The organism is Agrococcus sp. HG114 (assembly GCF_024723325.1).
GTDB lineage: Bacteria > Actinomycetota > Actinomycetes > Actinomycetales > Microbacteriaceae > Agrococcus.
On record NZ_JANQCH010000332.1, the window covers coordinates 1 to 317 of the forward strand.

Annotated in this window: 1 protein-coding gene; it reads right to left on the reverse strand. The window is 68.5% G+C overall.

All coding sequences use genetic code 11. The annotated features are described in order from the left end of the window. Positions 1 to 317: class I tRNA ligase family protein (locus NWP09_RS13465; RefSeq protein ID WP_258275972.1), on the reverse strand; the 317-nt coding region annotated here is incomplete at both ends.

A 317-nucleotide genomic window follows, 5' to 3' on the forward strand; every position in this document is an offset into this window, starting at 1 on the left:
CCAGACGTAGAGGTACTTGCCCGGGTGGCCGGGGATCTGGAAGCCGAAGTAGGGCGCGTCGCGGCTGATGTCCCAGGCGCGAAGGCCTCCTTCGCCGTCCAGCCATTCCATCAGCTTCGCGCGCATGCCGGGCACGGCCACGTCGCCCGCCAGCCATTCGCGCAGGAACGCCTCGAAGTGGCCGACCTCGAAGAAGAAGTGCTCGCTCTCGCGCAGCTCCGGCGTCGCGCCGCTGACCACCGAGTACGGCGACTTCAGTTCGGTCGGCGAATACGTCGCGCCGCAGTGCTCGCAGTTGTCGCCGTACTGCTCGGGCG